Source organism: Rhodohalobacter sp. SW132 (assembly GCF_003390325.1).
GTDB lineage: Bacteria > Bacteroidota > Rhodothermia > Balneolales > Balneolaceae > SW132.
On the sequence record NZ_QUOK01000013.1, the window covers coordinates 41014 to 56711 of the forward strand.

The 15698-nt window shown below is 48.2% G+C and carries 13 protein-coding genes; all 13 read left to right on the plus strand.

The window, feature by feature from the left end; translation table 11 throughout:
* Window positions 1-22 precede the first annotated feature (22 nt).
* Window positions 23-487 carry a division/cell wall cluster transcriptional repressor MraZ gene (gene mraZ / locus DYD21_RS18810; protein WP_116038561.1) on the plus strand — a complete coding sequence of 155 codons (465 nt, stop codon included), beginning with the start codon at window positions 23-25 and terminating at the stop codon, window positions 485-487.
* Window positions 487-1410, plus strand: a complete 924-nt coding sequence (gene rsmH / locus DYD21_RS18815; protein ID WP_199535609.1) for a 16S rRNA (cytosine(1402)-N(4))-methyltransferase RsmH — start codon at window positions 487-489, stop codon at window positions 1408-1410. The genes mraZ and rsmH overlap by 1 nt, the downstream gene beginning before the upstream one ends.
* On the plus strand, window positions 1407-1859 hold the full coding sequence (locus DYD21_RS18820; protein WP_116038562.1) for a hypothetical protein: 453 nt from the start codon (window positions 1407-1409) through the stop codon (window positions 1857-1859). Before rsmH ends, DYD21_RS18820 begins: the two co-directional genes overlap by 4 nt.
* 28 nt (window positions 1860-1887) lie before the next feature.
* Complete coding sequence (locus DYD21_RS18825; protein WP_233505586.1) at window positions 1888-4014, plus strand: penicillin-binding transpeptidase domain-containing protein; 2127 nt, start codon at window positions 1888-1890, stop codon at window positions 4012-4014.
* A complete protein-coding gene (locus DYD21_RS18830) occupies window positions 4014-5504 on the plus strand; it encodes a UDP-N-acetylmuramoyl-L-alanyl-D-glutamate--2,6-diaminopimelate ligase (protein ID WP_116038564.1) in 1491 nt (496 codons plus the stop codon). The genes DYD21_RS18825 and DYD21_RS18830 overlap by 1 nt, the downstream gene beginning before the upstream one ends.
* Window positions 5504-6640, plus strand: coding sequence for a phospho-N-acetylmuramoyl-pentapeptide-transferase (gene mraY, locus DYD21_RS18835; RefSeq protein ID WP_116038565.1), 1137 nt, complete (start codon window positions 5504-5506; stop codon window positions 6638-6640). The genes DYD21_RS18830 and mraY overlap by 1 nt, the downstream gene beginning before the upstream one ends.
* Window positions 6637-7998, plus strand: coding sequence for a UDP-N-acetylmuramoyl-L-alanine--D-glutamate ligase (gene murD / locus DYD21_RS18840; RefSeq protein WP_116038566.1), 1362 nt, complete (start codon window positions 6637-6639; stop codon window positions 7996-7998). The genes mraY and murD overlap by 4 nt, the downstream gene beginning before the upstream one ends.
* Window positions 7999-8062: 64 nt before the next feature.
* The gene (locus DYD21_RS18845; RefSeq protein WP_233505587.1) at window positions 8063-9217 is read left to right on the plus strand and encodes an FtsW/RodA/SpoVE family cell cycle protein; all 1155 of its coding nucleotides are present in this window, start codon (window positions 8063-8065) and stop codon (window positions 9215-9217) included.
* Between the two features lie 2 nt (window positions 9218-9219).
* Entirely contained in the window at window positions 9220-10377 is a 1158-nt protein-coding gene (gene murG / locus DYD21_RS18850; RefSeq protein ID WP_116038568.1) for an undecaprenyldiphospho-muramoylpentapeptide beta-N-acetylglucosaminyltransferase, read from the plus strand.
* On the plus strand, window positions 10374-11783 hold the full coding sequence (gene murC, locus DYD21_RS18855; RefSeq protein WP_116038569.1) for a UDP-N-acetylmuramate--L-alanine ligase: 1410 nt from the start codon (window positions 10374-10376) through the stop codon (window positions 11781-11783). The genes murG and murC overlap by 4 nt, the downstream gene beginning before the upstream one ends.
* Window positions 11784-11789: 6 nt before the next feature.
* Complete coding sequence (locus DYD21_RS18860) at window positions 11790-12536, plus strand: cell division protein FtsQ/DivIB (protein ID WP_116038570.1); 747 nt, start codon at window positions 11790-11792, stop codon at window positions 12534-12536.
* Window positions 12537-12588: 52 nt separating this feature from the next.
* Window positions 12589-13845: a cell division protein FtsA gene (gene ftsA / locus DYD21_RS18865; RefSeq protein WP_116038571.1), complete on the plus strand. Its 1257-nt coding sequence runs from the start codon at window positions 12589-12591 to the stop codon at window positions 13843-13845.
* Between the two features lie 137 nt (window positions 13846-13982).
* A complete protein-coding gene (gene ftsZ / locus DYD21_RS18870; protein ID WP_116038572.1) occupies window positions 13983-15308 on the plus strand; it encodes a cell division protein FtsZ in 1326 nt (441 codons plus the stop codon).
* Window positions 15309-15698: the final 390 nt, after the last annotated feature.

A 15698-nucleotide genomic window follows, 5' to 3' on the forward strand; every position in this document is an offset into this window, starting at 1 on the left:
TAAAAAACACGGTAACCTGCCTGTGCCTAGTTTTAAAGGGGAATTTGAACATAGTGTAGACAATAAAGGCCGAGTAGCCTTCCCTGCCAAACTACGCAAAGCTGTCAGCCCATCCGCGAACGAACAGTTCACAATCCTGCGCGGAATGGAACCCTGCCTCTATCTCTACCCCGGAGATGAGTGGGAAAAAGTTGAAGAGAAACTCTCCAGAATCAGCAGCTTCAGCAAACGCGGGCGTACCGTCAAGAGAAACTTCCTACGCTACGCCGAAGACCTCACTCTCGATAAGCAAAACCGAATTCCGATCCCCTCCCACCTCAAAGAATTTGCAGGAATTGACGGTACAGCTATTTTTCTTGGAAATGGTGAGATGATCGAAATATGGTCACCCGAAAAACTTGAAGAGATCGACTCTAACCTGAGCATGGACGATTATGAAGATATGTTCGAGCAGGTAATGGGCGATGAAGATTTCGGGGAGGATTAATGTCCGCTTACATACCACACACCCCTGTACTTCTTAAAGAATCCGTGGATTACCTGGTCACAGATCCGGACGGCATCTATATCGATGCAACGCTGGGAGGCGGCGGTCACACGGCAGAAATCCTCTCGCGATTATCAGGTAAAGGCCGGCTTTTCGGTCTTGATCAGGATGCGGAAGCTCATAAAGCTGCGGCTGATAGAATCGGCAGTGATGAACGGTTCACTCCCGTATCCGGAAATTTCGGGTACCTGAAAACGCTGATTCCACCTGAACATCACGGAAAAATTACGGGAATCCTGTATGATCTGGGCGTCTCCACACATCAGATCAAAGAAGCAGAGCGCGGATTCAGCTTTCAGAATGAGGGGCCCCTCGATATGCGTATGAGTGAACTTACCGGTACTTCAGCCCACCAGGTAGTAAACGAATATAGCTACGAAAAGCTGCGGGATATTATTTTTCATTATGGTGAAGAGCGGTTCAGCCGGGAAATTGCAAAAGAAATTATCAGCCGGCGTCCGCTCGAAACTACCGCTGAACTTAAAGATGCCGTTTCAAGCGTGGTTTTTGGAAAACATAAGGTGAAATCAATTGCACGCGTTTTTCAGGGCATCCGGATTGAGGTTAACCGCGAGCTGGATGTATTAAAGGATACGCTTAATCAGGCAATTGAACTATTGGCTGAAGATGGACGAATTGTTGCCATCTCCTACCACTCACTGGAAGACCGGATTGTGAAAAACTTTTTTAAGAGCGGTAATGAATCGGGGAAAGTTGAGAAAGATTTTTATGGAAATCCCCTTAATCCGCTCAAACCGCTGACGCGAAATATCATCACACCCAGCGATCAGGAAATTAAAGCGAATCCCGCCTCCCGAAGTGCAAAGCTACGGGTCGCAGAAAAAATCGGAGGTGATCAATGAATTACATGAAATCCCCCCTGAAGCAGAAAAAATCAAAATCAAACCGCCGTGTTTTATCAGGTGGTGAACCGGCAAAAAGAAAACGTTCGTCAATTTTTGACACTGCGGGATCAAACGGGAACGGATCCGCCAGCTACGGAAAACGGAAAAAAGACACCGCAGATAAAAAGAGGGCCATTCCCTCCATTACTCCGTGGAAAGTGATTGTTGCTTCCGTATTGATCGCGGCTTCCGGGTTGATCTACATCAACCATGTATTTAGCACACAGCAGACATTGATGGAAGTTCAGCAGCTTGAAAATGAATTTAACCGTGCCCAGCGCGCATATGAAGAGCAGCGTTTGATTTATGACCGCATGGTGGGGCCAAAACAAATTTACCAGCAGGCCCGGACACAAGGATTTATTAATGCCGGACCGGCAGACCAAATTATTATACCTGAACCATAATCTGTATATGAACCACCGCACATCCATAATGAGCCGAATGTTTATTCTGATGGGGCTGATTTTTCTGCTCCCGTTCGCCATTCTTGTGCAAATTTTTCGCGTGAATGTTATGGAGGGGGATGGCCTGAGAGAACTTTGGAATTCACAGGCGATCGACTACATTGCCATTCCGGCCCAGAGAGGAAATATTTACGATGCAAACGGCTCCCTCCTGGCGACCAATTCTGCCGTCTATAAAATTGCGGTTGATCCCTTCGCTCCCGGCGTTACTCGTGATAATCTCGATATGGTTGGATCAGTTCTGAGCCGTCACACTGGCAGACAAGCTTCTTATTACCGAAATAAAATCCGTAATGCGCCCTCCAACTCCCGCTACATAGTACTGGAGAGAAGTATTTCCGTTCAGGCGTATGAAGATATCCGCGAACTGGGATATCGCGGCGTGATTCTTGAAGAAGAGTATCGCCGAAATTACAATTTTGAGACCCTTTCTGCCCATACCCTCGGATATGTAAACCATAACCTGGATGGAATGGCCGGTTTAGAGGCAAAATACAATCAAACTTTGAAAGGTGAAGACGGACTTCAGCAGGTGCGCCGAGATCGGTCCAACCGGATTTTCGCCTACGTTGGTGCCCCGAGACAACAGCCCCGTCAGGGATCTTCGCTGCATACCACAATAGATTCCTACATTCAGGCAATTGTGGAAGAAGAGCTCGAAAACGGAATTCAAACCACTCGCGCAAAGCAAGGCACAGCAATTGTAATGGATCCTAAAACGGGCGCTGTGAAAGCGATGGCAAATTACCCGACCTTCGATCCCAATACACCCGCAGCCAGTGATACCGAAAATCGTCGGAATTATGCTGTTTCTGATATGTTTGAGCCAGGTTCAACCTTTAAACTGGTTACAGCAATTGCGGCAGTTGAACAGGGTGTGGTAGATTTTGATGAAATTTTTGAAACACCGGAAAACGGACGGATTCAGATTCACGGTCAATGGATGCGGGATCACGATCCTCTTGGTGATTTAACGTTCAAACAGGCGATCGCAAAATCATCAAACATTGCCACTTCCGAGCTGGCGATGCGTATTCAGCCCGAGCGTTATTACCAGTATGCACGGAATCTTGGTTTTGGCACCCCAACAAATATAGATCTCCACAACGAAGTTGGAGGACGACTTCAAAAACCGTTTGAATGGAGCGGTGTTACGCTCCCCTGGATGTCAATTGGGTATGAAGTGCAGGCCACACCGCTGCAAATTGTCCAGGCTTATGCCGCATTTGCGAATGGAGGAAAGATGATGAAGCCGTTTGTGGTCAGCCACCTTACGGATGAATTTGGAAATGTAAAAGAGCGAACCCGCCCTTCCCTCGTGCGGCGCATCGCTAAAGAAGAGACCATTCAAAAATTAATGCCGGTATTTGAAGAGGTTGTTACCGATTCAGGAACCGCAAACTGGGCGTCCGTTGAAGGGCTTCGCATTGCCGGTAAAACAGGTACGGCACAGAAGTATATTGGCGGCCGGTATACAACAAGTTACCGCGCATCCTTTGCAGGTTTTTTCCCGGTGGAAGATCCATCCTATGTAATTCTTGTACTGCTGGATGAACCGCGCACCAGTTTTTATGGCGGTTTTACAGCCGGATCGGTATTCCGTGAAATCACAAAGCGAATCGCTGGCCTGGATGACTCCATCAACCGAAGTATATCACCCGGCGACCAGCTTGCAGAGGAGAACCGTATTTTTATTCCGCAGCTTGTCGGTCATACCGAAGCGGGGGCAGAATCCATTTTAAAAGGTACGGGAATCCGATACAGAACATCCGGCAGCGGTCCTTTCGTAGTGGATCAGCAGCCATCAGCCGCTGAAGCAATAGCTGACAATGTGGTTGTAAAATTGACTCTTGGTGATATCCAGGATGGTGAATCACCGGATGGCTTTGTGAAAATTCCCGATTTACGGGAAATGAATATGAGAAAAGCCGCCTCCGTCATACGAGGGCTTGGACTCGAAATTGAGATGATCGGCTCCGGAACCATCTATAACCAATTTCCTTTGGCAGGCGAGCTGATGCGCGAAGGACGAACCGTCACCGTTCGCGGGAGAGCACGGTCTATGCAAAATGTAACCCTAACAGCAGCCCAGTAATGACTTTTAAAGAGCTTATCATCTTTTGTGATCCATCTACCGTGCTGGGCAGCGCCCCGGATGAAATTGGAATGCTCTGCCAGGATTCAAGGAAAGTCTCGCCCGGCGATATATTTATCGCCATTAAAGGATTGACGTCCGACGGACACAAGTTTATTGACGCCGCAGTAGAAAACGGGGCCTCGGTTGTAATCAGTGAAAAACCCTTAAAAAATATTGGGAACACTGCCGTTATTGTGGTGGATGACACCCGTGCCCTGGTTAGCCCTCTTGCTCAGAAACTGATGGGTAACCCGGCCGAAAAACTGACGATCACCGGTGTTACCGGCACAAACGGCAAAACCACCGTTGCCACCCTGATCTGGCAGGCGCTCACAGAGCTGGGTCAGCCTGCCTCTTTGCTTGGCACTGTAGAAAAAAGATTTAATAAGAGAAAAGGTGAAAGCGCACTTACAACTGCCGATCCGATCGAAATCGCCCGCGATATGAAACGGATGGTAGATATCGGCAGTAAATTTCTTGTGATGGAAGTCTCCTCACATGCACTGGAACAGCAGCGAACAAGCGGAATTCCATTTTACGTCTCCATCTTTACCAATCTGAGCCATGACCATCTTGATTACCACGGCTCCATGGAAAAGTACGCCGCTGCGAAGAAAAAACTATTTGACCAGATGAACCCCGATGGCTGGGCGATTGCAAATGTTGATGATCCCCGGGGCGAATGGATTACAAGTGATACCGCAGCCCGTGTGCTTGGCATATCCTTCGAAAAACATTCTACTGTTCATGCCAATATTGTCCGGGCTGATACCAAAGGAACGCAAATTGATATTGAAGATCTCCAGCTCAGAACCCCGCTGATCGGCATTTTTAACGCATACAATGCTGTTCAGGCACTGCTGGCCTGCACTGCACTCGGATTTGATGGAAATCACATCGCGGACGTACTGTCTCATTGCCCCGGTGCTGCCGGACGTATGGAACGCGTAAACCGCACGAAAAAACTGGAACAAGAACCCGTTGTGATTGTGGATTACGCCCACACGCCCGACGCACTGAAAAATGTGAGCCGTACGCTGTCTGAACTGAAAAAAACCAATCAAAACCTGGTTATCGTATTCGGCTGCGGCGGGGACAGAGACAAAGCCAAGCGCCCGGAGATGGCGAAGATTGCAGAAACATACGGTGACCGAATCGTGGTAACCTCAGATAACCCGCGTACTGAAAAGCCTGAGGCGATCATTAAAGATATTTTAAAGGGATTTAATTCAGATACTGAAGTGTACAGCAATCTGGATCGCAAAGAGACCATCCGAAAAGTCATTTCTGAAGCATCAATCAATGACATTATTCTGATCGCCGGAAAAGGCCACGAAACCTACCAGGAGATCAATGGGGTTCGGAACCATTTTGACGACCGAGAAATTGCCAGGAAAGCCCTTGCTGAACGTGCATCAGGTCCGTCTGAAAATACCGGAGGGAACTGATGTTATACGAACTGATAAACTGGCTCAACCAGCTCTATAACCCACCCGGATTCGGAGCTTTTGATTTCATCACCACCCGGACTGCGTTTGCAGCAGCGACCGCACTGATCATCAGTCTTCTGATTGGGAAAAAAATTATCGAGTGGCTGGAACGGATGCAGCTCAGAGAAGTCATCCGCGATGATATCGGGCTGGATGCCCATCTTAAAAAAGGTAAAACTCCCACCATGGGCGGCGTAATTATCATTCTGGCAACCGTAATCCCCGCCCTGCTCTGGATGCGGATGGATAGTATCTATACCTGGATGATCGTTTTTGTGATGCTGGTTCTTGGTGGAGTCGGATTTATTGATGACTACATTAAAGTAGTTAAAAAAGACAAATCGGGCCTTCACGGATGGTTTAAAATTGCGGGTCAGATTACAGTCGGGCTTATCATCGGCGCCCTGCTCTATTGGTGGCCGGCATTCCAGGAGTTTAATACTTTATCTACCGTACCCTTTCTGAAAAATGTAAATATCGACTATGCCTTTCTGGGAGAAACGCTTGGCTGGCTGATCTACATCCCGGTTGTAATTTTTGTGATTACTGCTGTAAGCAACGCCGTGAATCTAACCGACGGCCTCGATGGACTTGCAACCGGCACGACCGCTATAGCCGGTGTGATTCTCGGAATTTTCGCCTACGTATCGGGACGGGTAGACTTTTCGAACTTCCTGGATATCATGTACCTGCCTGGTTCTGGTGAACTTACCATTTTTGCAGCTTCACTTGTTGGAGCCTGCCTTGGATTTTTATGGTATAACACCCACCCTGCGCAGGTTTTTATGGGCGACACCGGTTCTCTTGCAATCGGCGGTGCTCTTGGTGCGCTTGCCCTGATGATTCATAAAGAACTCCTGCTGCCAATAATTTGCGGAATCTTTTTTGTAGAAACGCTTTCTGTCATCATCCAAACCTCTTATTTCAAATACACAAAATGGCGGTATGGCAAAGGCAGACGTGTTTTTCTGATGACACCCATCCACCACCACTTTGAGAAAAAAGGATGGCCGGAATCAAAAATTGTGGTCCGTTTCTGGATTATTGCAGTACTGCTTGGAATTATCAGCCTTTTAACCCTGAAACTGCGATGAAAGATCTGAAGAACAGACATATCGTTGTTGCAGGAGGCGCCCGAAGTGGTGTTGCTGCCGCACTTTTACTCAAAAGGCAGGGAGCTGATGTGTTTCTGTCGGATGCCGGAGTTATCGCTGAACCGATGGCTGAGCGTCTTCGTGCGGAAGAGATTCCGTTTGAGCAGGACGGGCATACAAGCCGCGCCGAAGAGGGCGAATTTCTGATCATCAGCCCGGGAATTCCCACCACAGCACCGATTGCCCAAAGCTACCTGAATGCCGGAAAAAAAATCTATTCGGAGGTAGAACTTGCGAGCTGGTTCAACAACGGGCGAACGGTGGCGGTGACCGGCAGCAACGGAAAAACGACGGTTGTGAACTGGCTGTCACACATTTGGAAAACAGCAGGCAAGCCGCATTACACGGCCGGTAACATCGGTACCGCATACAGTGAAGTGAGCGGTGAACCGAACCCTGTAAAAGACACACTGCTCGAAATCAGCAGTTTTCAGCTGGATCATATTGAATCGTTCCGGCCAAATATCAGCATGATTTTAAATATCACACCGGATCACCTGGACCGGTATCACAACAATTTTGATTTATACGCACAATCTAAATTCAGAATCACAGAAAATCAGACAGCCGACGACTGGTTCATCTACGATGCAGATGACCCGGTTTTGGCAAAGTTTTCTCATCAGTTATCACAAAAAGAAACCGCGCCCCGGATGCTGGCATTCTCAGTTGAAAGGGAAGTTGAACAGGGTATTTACCTGGATGGCGGGCAACTCATTCTAACGTTTAATCAAAAAAAAGAAACGTTTATGGATATGAATAACGTCGGGCTACCCGGCAAACACAATCTGAAAAATGGAATGGCGGCAGCACTTGCAGCCCGTGCCTGCGAAATCAAAAACAACCTGATCCGGGAGAGTATTCGATCTTTCGAAGGTGTGGAGCACCGCCTGGAACCGGTGCGCGAGCTGGATGGCGTTCGGTATATCAACGACAGCAAAGCGACCAACGTGAACGCGGTCTGGTATGCGCTGGACAGCTATGACATGCCTGTTGTACTGATCCTGGGCGGACGGGATAAAGGAAATAACTACCGGGAACTGGAATCCCAGCTCCGTGAGAAAGTTCACACCGTCATAGCAATGGGTGAAGCCAGAGAGGCGATTCAGTCGCAACTCAGCTCATTGGTGCCAAACCTGGTAGAAGCAAATTCGATGAAGGAGGCTGTAAAACTTGCAAGTAAAAGTGCAAAACGCGGAGAAGTAGTGCTGCTGAGCCCGGCATGTTCTTCCTTTGATATGTTTGAAAATTATGAAGATCGCGGACGCATCTTTAAACAGGCTGTTTTAGACCTATAAATTAAACACAAAACCGGATAAACCGATTTTATATACATCACCAAATAGCAACTTAAGCTCAATCATGGGCACCACGCCCGAAGAGGTGGAGACAAAAGGCCGCAAAAGCGATCGTGTGCTTCTTGTGTCTGTAATTCTGCTGATGATGTTCGGTTCACTGGCTGTCTATTCATCCATCGCTTACTTTGCCCAAAGCCACGGCACAAGTGCAGGCAGCCTGGTAACGGGACACATTTTCAAGCTCGGGATTGCTTTTTTTGTGATGCTGATCGTATCCAAAATTGAATACTCAAATCTTGCAAAACTCAGCCGGTATGCAGTGATTATCAGCTGGATTTTGCTTGTAGCCGTAATGATCTACGGTGACCTGGTATTCGGCGCGCGGCGTTCCCTTTCCGTTGGCGGATTTTCGTTTCAGCCCTCCTCTTTCGCCGCCGTGGCATTGATTCTTCACCTGGCCGTTCTGATTTGCAAAAAACAGGAGTATATCAAAGATTTTAAAAATTCGTTTTTGCCGATTATGATCTGGGTATCGATTACCTGTCTGCTCATCGCCATGGAGGATTTCAGCAGTGCCGCTTTACTGATGGGAATCTGCCTTTGTATGATGTTTGTGGGACGAATGAGTATGCTGCAGCTCTCATCCATAATTCTGATTGGTATAATCGGCGGATCGGCACTCATTTTGAGTTCCGCTGAACGTCAGAGCCGCGTGATGCAGTATGTAGGTCAGATTACAGAAATCAAAAACGATCGGTTTGAATCTGCGGCCGGATACCAGGCGCAGCAGGCGCATATTGCCATTGCACAAGGACAACTTTTTGGTGTGGGTATCGGGCAGAGCACGCAGCGCGATTTTCTTCCCGCTCCCTATAATGATTTTATTTTTGCCATTATCGCTGAAGAGTACGGTATGGTTGGCTCACTTGCTATCATCCTGATCTTCGGACTCATATTAATCCGTGGAATCGGGCATATCGCACGGAATGCACGCGACCTGCTGGGAACGTTAATTGCCCTCGGCGCCACGCTGATGATTACGCTTTACGGATTTGTAAACGCAGCCGTTGCAACGGGGCTTTTCCCGGTCACCGGCCTTCCCATGCCGTTTATCAGCTATGGCGGAACGAGTATGCTGTTTGCCGGCGTGATGATCGGCCTGCTACTGAACATTTCGAAACACAGCAGCTCGAACGAAAAGAAATTTTATATCGGGTAATCATGAACGCACTGAAACAAAAACCATCTGCGAAAAAAGCGGCAAAAAATCGAGCCCCGATACGGGTACTGCTCGCTGCCGGGGGTACGGGCGGACACGTCTACCCCGCGATCTCTATTGCAGATGCTGTTCGTGCGATCCATCCCGACTCAGAAATCCTGTTTGTGGGCACCCGCGACCGTATGGAGTGGCAGGCCGTGCCCGGTGCTGGTTATGATATTAAAAGCGTCTGGATCAGCGGGTTTCACCGGAGACTTACACCGCAAAACCTGCTGTTTCCGTTGAAACTAATTGTAAGTCTGATTCAAAGCCGGTCTATTCTGAAAAATTTCAAACCCGATGTATTGGTCTCTTGTGGTGGCTTTGCATCCGGTCCAGTAGGCTGGGTTGCTGCAAAAATGGGGATTCCCGTTGTGATCCAGGAGCAAAACAGTTTTCCCGGAGTTACCAACCGCATGCTTGCAAAACACGCCCAACGGATTTTCACCGCTTTTGAGGCCGCTGATCAGTTCCTGCCGGCTGAGAAAATTACGCTCACCGGCAATCCGGTTCGCAGCCGCATCAGCGTGCAGAACAGAGATGAGGCTTTGGATCATTTCGATTTTAGTTCAGACAAACCGGTCCTGCTCGTACTTGGCGGCAGCGGCGGCGCGCTGGCGATTAATAATGCGATGGAGGAGGCGATTGTAGATCTTCACCACGAACATAATATTCAGGTGATCTGGCAGTGCGGTAAAAAATATTATGATGAACTCTCTGCACGCATCAATACATCAGATTTCCCCAACCTGCGGCTACTGGGTTACATCAATAATATGCCTGCTGCGTATGGAGCGGCCGACCTGGTACTCACTCGCGCCGGTGCGGGAACGTGCAGTGAACTGATGCTGATCGGCAAGCCTTCGATCCTGGTCCCCTCCCCCAACGTGGCGGGAGACCATCAAACCAAAAATGCTGCTTCCATGGTAGAAAACGGAGCTTCGGTTTTAGTTACCGAACCGGAACTGGATGAGTTGATCACAGTACGTATTCATGAACTGATTAAAGATCAACAGAAACTGGAAAAGATGTCGCACGCCGCCGCAAAACTGGCGAAGCCCAATGCAGCGCACGAAATAGCCGACACACTTTTTGAAATTGCAGAACAAAGGAACGGATGAGTAAAGGAATTCAAACACAACCGGTATTCGGCAGAACAAAACATATTCACATGGTGGGTATTGGCGGAATTGGAATGAGCGGAATCGCTGAAATTCTGCTGATCCGCGGATATACCGTCACGGGGTCCGACAGCAGTGTTTCCGAAACTACGGAGCGGCTGAAAAAACTCGGAGCAACCATTTTTCCGGGACATTCCGCCTCAAATATTGATGGGGCCGACGTGGTTGTCTACACCAGTGCGGTTAAGGCGAAAGAAAACGTAGAAACCCGCGAAGCGATCGCGCGCCAGATTCCGGTTATCAAACGGTCGGAAATGCTGGCCGAGCTGATGCGGATGAAATACGGCATCGGGATTGCGGGAACGCACGGCAAAACCACCACCACAACCATGACAGGACACGTGGTTCAGGATGGTAAATTTGATCCCACAATTATCGTGGGCGGCCGCGTGCACAGTTTTGATAAAACAAACGCCGTGGTTGGAAAAGGAGATATTCTGCTGGTTGAAGCGGATGAATACGACCGAACATTCCTGCGCCTCTCCCCTTCCATGGCCGTGATTACAAACATCGAGGCGGAGCATCTCGACATTTACGAAGATCTTGATGATGTAAAAAGTGCTTTTATTGAGTTTGCCAATAAAGTTCCGTTTTACGGCGTGGTGATTGTGTGCCTGGATGATACCAATGTTCGAAGCATCCTCCCCGACATCGACAGGCGGACCATCAGCTATGGGTTTACACCTCAGGCTCAGGTTCGGGCGATTAACGTAACGCAGAACGGATTTAAAAGTACTTTCAACGTGATGTTTGAAGATAAGATCCTGGGAGAAGTCACGATCAACTCGCCGGGAGAACATAACATCAGTAATGCGCTGGCCTCGGTGGCAGTCGGCCTTGAACTCGGAATGAAATTTAAGCAGATCAAATCCGGACTGGAACGGTTTGAAGGTGTTTTCAGACGCTTTCAGCCCAAACTGGAGCAGGATAACCTGATTGTAATTGATGATTACGCCCACCATCCCACGGAGGTTCAGGCATCGATTGAAGGTGCCCGCCGCGGATGGAAAGACCGGCGTATTGTTGCTGTTTTTCAGCCGCACCTCTACTCGCGAACGCAGCAGATGTATGGCGAGTTCGGACTCTCTTTTTTTGATGCGGAGGTTCTTGTTGTAACAGATGTCTATCCCTCCAGGGAAAAACCGATTGAGGGCGTTACCGGAAAACTGATTTCGGATACGGCAAAACAGTACGGACACCGGAATGTGCACTATATGAAGGATAAAACCGCGCTGCCCGGCAAGTTAAAAGAAATTGTGAAAGATGGCGATATCGTTATAACCATGGGCGCCGGTGATATCTACCGGTATGGTGAGCAGTTTGTGGATATGATCAAGAAAAAATAACAGAAATTGACTGAAAAAAAATCACATAGCAAAACAAAAAACATCGGCAAAACCGGGTGGGCAGCCTTTGCGCTGCTGATGCTCGGTCTCGCTGCGCTTGCAGGGCTCTATTTTGATCAGAATACCCGTATCACAGCGGTGGAGTATGCCGGTAATGAGTTTACAACGGATACCGAACTGAGCGGATCTTTTGAATCCCCGGTTGGCATGCTGGCTGACAGCGTTGATTTTGCATCGATCTATCGTTCCGTTGAAGCCCTCCCGTGGGTTCGGGATATTAATGTGAGAATGGCCAGGCGCGGAGTACTCACACTTGAGATCACAGAACGGGAACCGATCGGTTTGTTAAGTGATGGCGGAACCTCATTCTATTTTGATGATAAAGGCGTTGTGCTGAAAGCCGGACCCGGAAAGTATGTGGATGTGCCGCTTGTATATGGCTACCGAAGCTCTGCACCGGGTGATACACTCGATGCTCCGGGCTTCGATCAGGTACTCCACTTTCTGAACAGCGCAAAACAAGACGATTTCACTTGGTCAACCATTAGTGAGGTAGCGTGGAATGATGCCGAGGGAGTCGTTGCCCTCAGCAGTGAAAATGGTGTGAAGTTGTTGTTTGGGAGAGATGAATTCAGCGGCAAAGTAAAACACTGGAAAGCTTTTAACCGGTCGGTTGTATCCAAAAAAGGGATTCAATCATTCCGGTCGGTTGATCTCCGGTTCAGAAATCAGATCGTGACAGATGAACTTTAATATCAGAACAGTTTAGCAAATTTAGCAATTAACGTATAGTAACAGGTGCATTATGGATCAGGAAAATGAACGTATTGTAGTAGGGCTTGACATCGGAACAACGAAAGTTTGTGCGGTTGTTGCCTCTATTGATGAACAGGATAAAATTCACATTCTGGGCGTTGGCAAAGCGCCGAGTGACGGCCTGAACCGCGGTGTTGTGGTTAACATCGATAAAACGGTGAACGCCATTAAAAACGCGGTTGAACAGGCACAGCTCGCTTCCGGCATTGAGGTGAATTCCGTAAATGTTGGTATAGCCGGCGACCATATCCGGAGTATCCGCAGCAAGGGCGTCATCACCATCAACAATAAAGACAAAGAAATTACGGTGAAAGATGTAGAGCGACTCCTGGAGGACTGCCAGCGTATCATGCTGCCGCCCGATCAGCAGATCATTCATGTGATTCCACAGGAGTTTGTTGTAGATGGGCAAGACGGCATCAGCGATCCGGTAGGTATGAGCGGCATGAGAATGGAAGCGGAGGTGCATATTATCACCGGGCTCGTGTCGGCTGCAAAAAATCTTTACCGCTGTGTAGAACGAGCGGGCTATCAGGTGGCTGATATTATCCTTGAACCGCTCGCAAGCTCCTACGCCGTACTCGACGATGAAGAGAAGGAAGCAGGCGTTGTGCTTGTGGATATCGGGGGCGGAACCACCGACCTCGCCGTATTTCAGGAAAATACCATCCGGCACACCGCCGTCATCGCCATCGCTGGAAAGAAAGTTACCGATGATATAAAAATGGGGCTGAGTGTACTTGATGACCAGGCCGAAAAACTAAAACATCAATATGGTGAAAGTTTCGTGGATATGATTGAACAGGATGAATCAATTACCATCCCCGGAATTGCAGGCCGCCCTCCGAAAGAGATCACCAAGAGTATTCTTGCAAAAATTATCCAGGCACGGATGGAAGAGATACTGGAGATTATAGCCATTGAAGTGAAACGCAGCGGATATTCCGATTCTCTAAGTGCAGGGATCGTGATTACGGGCGGAGGTTCACTCATCAAAAATGTATGCCCTCTCGCGAACGAAGTACTGGGAATGGACGCAAAAGTGGGCCGGCCCCTCGGTCTTGCAGGCGGGCTTACAGAAGAGGTGGACAGCCCGATTTACGCCACAAGTGTAGGCCTTGTTCTGCACGCCCTGAAAACAGGTGAATCTAATGAACAGGTTATCGGCAAAAGCCGTGACAAGAGTGTGGAACAAGTGATGTCCAAAATTACCGACAGGATGAAAACATGGTTCAAAGAACTTTAGCAATCCAGAAAAAAGTTCTGCCCGGCAAATGCCAGACAAGAGGCAGAACAAATAGCAACAGCCGCACAATGCGGTTTAATAGATACACAACCAGCAATCTACAGAAACATTTATAGCAATCTAAAAGGAGTAAACAAATGAATAACATAACACCAAGCTTTAGCTTTGACGAACAAGGTCAGGATAACGCAAAAATAAAAGTAATAGGCGTTGGAGGCGGCGGCGGAAATGCCGTCAACAACATGATTAACAAGGGGCTGGACAGCGTGGAGTACATTGCGCTGAACACCGATGCGCAGGCCCTGAAAAACAATAAAGCCGATGTGGCGATCCAGGTAGGATCAAACCTTACCAGCGGACTCGGTGCAGGTGCACGTCCCGAAATCGGACGCGAAGCTGTAGAAGAGAACCGCCACGATCTGGATGAGGCAGTCGATTCAGCCGATATGATTTTTATAACCGCCGGTATGGGCGGCGGAACAGGTACAGGCGGTGCCCCCGTAGTCGCCGGAATTGCCAAACGGAAGGGGATTCTCACCGTGGGAATTGTCACTACACCGTTTACAAGCGAAGGAAAAGTGCGGATGAAATACGCGCTGGAGGGAATCACCGAGCTCAAGAAAAATTGCGACACGGTTATTGTAATTCCCAATGAGCGGCTCCTGGATATTTCCGACGAAAACACCACGCTTATCGAAGCGTTCGAGATGGCTAACGAAGTCCTCTATAACGCAACCCGCGGTATTTCAGACCTGATTTTGATGCCCGGACTGATTAACCTCGACTTTGCCGATGTACGCACAACCATGATCGACGGTGGCGCAGCCATTATGGGTTCAGCTACCGCTAATGGCCCCGACCGTGCAGAACTCGCAGCCCGTGAAGCGATCAACTCTCCCCTGCTCGACGGGGTAAGCATCCGTGGTGCCCGAAATGTACTTGTAAACATTTCTGCCGGACGAAATCTCGGTATGCGGGAAACAACAACGGCCACAAGCATAATCCAGCAGGAAGCCGGTGATGATGCAGAAATTATACTCGGTACAGTGCTCGACGAGTCGTTTGATGAGGAGATGCGTGTAACCGTTATCGCCACAGGTTTTGATCTGAGTGATGATCGTACACGAGCAAAAATTGCTCCCAATTCCGAAAAAGATCAGAAAAAAGAGTCGTTAACTTCCAGCCTGCCAAAGGCAAAACAGGTAGGACGAACATACAATAATAAAGATGGTCAGTTTTACAAAGGGGAAGGAAACCTCAAAGAGCTCGACTCACCGGCCATTCATCGCCGGGAACTGAAATATATCCACTCCAATGAAATGGAGGAGGAAAGCGAGAACGCATCTGAAATCCGCAGGGCACGGCGAGAAGCAAGCGGTAATACCCTGCTGAACAACCGTGAAGAGAAGATCGACAAACGCGATACAGATCAGCCCGCATTTCTGCGAAAAATCATGGATTGATGACGTCTCTGTAGAATTGCAACCATTCTTATAAATATAGATGGGTATGCTATGCCCATGCTATAGATTGCTAAATCAAAAAGGAGTTCCTTTGATCGGGAGCTCCTTTTCTATTTTATATTGATTTGTGGCATCGATAAAACTTCGGGGAGTCATCGGATGAGTTTTTTTAAAAAAATTGAGTCGCATTGAATCAATATATAATTCATAGATGCCTCATCCGAGGATTTACTATCTATAGCTCACAACTAACATGACAATAGGCTGAATTCGCAGATCAGAAAATAGCTAATCTCAAGATTCTGTCTCTCCATTCATCAACAATCCAACATCATACCTTACATATATTTTTTAGCACACTAAAATATTAAAAAAGCGCTTCCTTAAATA

What these genes read in the sequence shown, in the direction of transcription:
- rsmH (WP_199535609.1), top strand. Translation starts at nt 487, where the DNA reads ATGTCCGCTTACATACCACACACCCCTGTACTTCTTAAAGAATCCGTG.
- DYD21_RS18820 (WP_116038562.1), top strand. Translation starts at nt 1,407, where the DNA reads ATGAATTACATGAAATCCCCCCTGAAGCAGAAAAAATCAAAATCAAAC.
- DYD21_RS18825 (WP_233505586.1), top strand. Translation starts at nt 1,888, where the DNA reads ATGAGCCGAATGTTTATTCTGATGGGGCTGATTTTTCTGCTCCCGTTC.
- DYD21_RS18830 (WP_116038564.1), top strand. Translation starts at nt 4,014, where the DNA reads ATGACTTTTAAAGAGCTTATCATCTTTTGTGATCCATCTACCGTGCTG.
- mraY (WP_116038565.1), top strand. Translation starts at nt 5,504, where the DNA reads ATGTTATACGAACTGATAAACTGGCTCAACCAGCTCTATAACCCACCC.
- murD (WP_116038566.1), top strand. Translation starts at nt 6,637, where the DNA reads ATGAAAGATCTGAAGAACAGACATATCGTTGTTGCAGGAGGCGCCCGA.
- DYD21_RS18845 (WP_233505587.1), top strand. Translation starts at nt 8,063, where the DNA reads ATGGGCACCACGCCCGAAGAGGTGGAGACAAAAGGCCGCAAAAGCGAT.
- murG (WP_116038568.1), top strand. Translation starts at nt 9,220, where the DNA reads ATGAACGCACTGAAACAAAAACCATCTGCGAAAAAAGCGGCAAAAAAT.
- murC (WP_116038569.1), top strand. Translation starts at nt 10,374, where the DNA reads ATGAGTAAAGGAATTCAAACACAACCGGTATTCGGCAGAACAAAACAT.
- ftsA (WP_116038571.1), top strand. Translation starts at nt 12,589, where the DNA reads ATGGATCAGGAAAATGAACGTATTGTAGTAGGGCTTGACATCGGAACA.
- ftsZ (WP_116038572.1), top strand. Translation starts at nt 13,983, where the DNA reads ATGAATAACATAACACCAAGCTTTAGCTTTGACGAACAAGGTCAGGAT.